General features: G+C 59.1%; 1 protein-coding gene and 1 pseudogene. Both read right to left on the bottom strand.

Features of this window, described 5'->3' with window-relative positions; translation table 11 throughout:
• Nucleotides 1-126 precede the first annotated feature (126 nt).
• Nucleotides 127-243 (bottom strand): annotated as a pseudogene (locus tag Q4543_RS24330) (IS5/IS1182 family transposase); the annotation flags it as partial.
• A gap of 183 nt (nt 244-426) precedes the next feature.
• Entirely contained in the window at nt 427-1,431 is a 1,005-nt protein-coding gene (rsgA, locus tag Q4543_RS24325; RefSeq protein ID WP_303442719.1) for a ribosome small subunit-dependent GTPase A, read from the bottom strand.
• Nucleotides 1,432-1,598 lie beyond the last annotated feature (167 nt).

Here is a 1,598-nt window from a genome sequence, read left to right as displayed (position 1 = left end):
GTTGGTTCTCGCAACCCGACCCTACCGGGAAACCCGATGGCCACCGTAAGCTACACCACGTCTGGGGACGTCACCGACCGAGAGGCGGAGGGACGTGATTCCATGAAGCTCAGGAAGCGCTCGGGGTTTGGTGTAGCGGGTGGCGATGCGGAGGGCGCTCAGGAGCTTGTTGGAGCACCGCTCGACCAAGTTGTGTAAGGGATACAACGAACGATCCAGACCGACCCGCATCTTCGTGGTCTGCCCCCATCGAGTTGTCCGGTTTGAATATTAGTGCATGGTCGGCCAAATTCAGGCCCACAGTCTCTACTTCATTGGGTGGCTCCTTTCCTTGCAGTCGATGACAACGGCACTTCGGCACGTCCGATGCCAGTGGGGCAGGAGCCATCCACCTCGTCCGCTCAGGGCCGGAACATCGCAAAAATTTCATGGTCTCCTGCTGCGCCGAGCCTTGGTGGTTTTGTTGCCGCGCGCCCCTGACTGTTGCCGGGTGTTAGACGCGTTTTCGCTGGAGAGCTTGCGCCATCGGTCGAGGCGGGCCTGATCGAGAGTACCTGAGGCTATCGCAGCCTGAACCGCACAACCAGGTTCCATGGCATGGGTGCAGTCCCTGAATCTGCAATCGTGCGCCAAGGCGACGATCTCCGCAAACAGCACGTCGAGGCCGGATGAAACGTCGCTTACTTGCACTGTCCGCATGCCCGGCGTGTCGATAACCCATCCTCCACCGACGATCGCGTGAAGTGAGCGCGACGTTGTTGTATGGCGTCCTTTGTCGTCGGACCCGCGCACGGGGCCGGTCGGCTGGACCTCCTCAGGGGGCTTACAGGTGAGCATGTTCAGCAGCGTCGATTTTCCCACCCCTGACGATCCGACGAGGGCCACGGTTTGCCCCGGGCCGCACCAAGGGGCCAAGGCCTTTACCGCCTCCGGTGTCTTTGCATTTACAAGGAGGACATCGAGACCGAGCTGAAGCTCTTTTGCCTGTCGCAAGTATGGAGCGGTATCGGCGACCATGTCGATCTTCGTCAGAACGATAACGGGAGCCGTGCCGGCTTCGTTCGCGATGGCAAGGTATCGCTCCAGCCGTGCCGGATTGAAGTCATCATTGCAGGACGTGACGATAACGACAGTATCCACATTGGCGGCGATCAGTTGCCGGGGCCGGTCGCCCTCAGTGCGCCGCTCCAGCAGGGTATGTCTTGCCAGCCGCCGAACCAGAACCATCGTCACGGGGTCCACCAGAATCCAATCTCCGACGGCGAATGCCGTTGTGGCGACGCCCTCCGGCAGGCCAATCCTTTCGGTTCCGAACGCGGATTTCGCGATCAGCCTGCTGCGATGGATCGTTGCAATACGTATCTTCACAAGATCCGCTTCGCCCGGCGTAAGCTGGTTGTCAAAATACGAAGACCAGCCAAGCGTGGCCAAGGGTATGGATGGATCTGAGGGATGTGTCACAAGCTCCCACATGATCTTGTTTAGGGAATTGCACAAGCTTTTGGGCGACGTTGGTGTTATCTGTCACATCCCGGCAGGTAATATGGCTGTTTCTTGAACAGCTCTGGCTTGAGTTTGTGCCAGTCCTTCATCGCGTG

Source organism: Salipiger sp. 1_MG-2023, from assembly GCF_030547555.1.
In the GTDB taxonomy this organism is placed as follows: Bacteria; Pseudomonadota; Alphaproteobacteria; order Rhodobacterales; family Rhodobacteraceae; genus Salipiger.
Note: the sequence above shows the minus strand (reverse complement) of the source record. Positions and strands in the feature narration are given on the sequence as shown.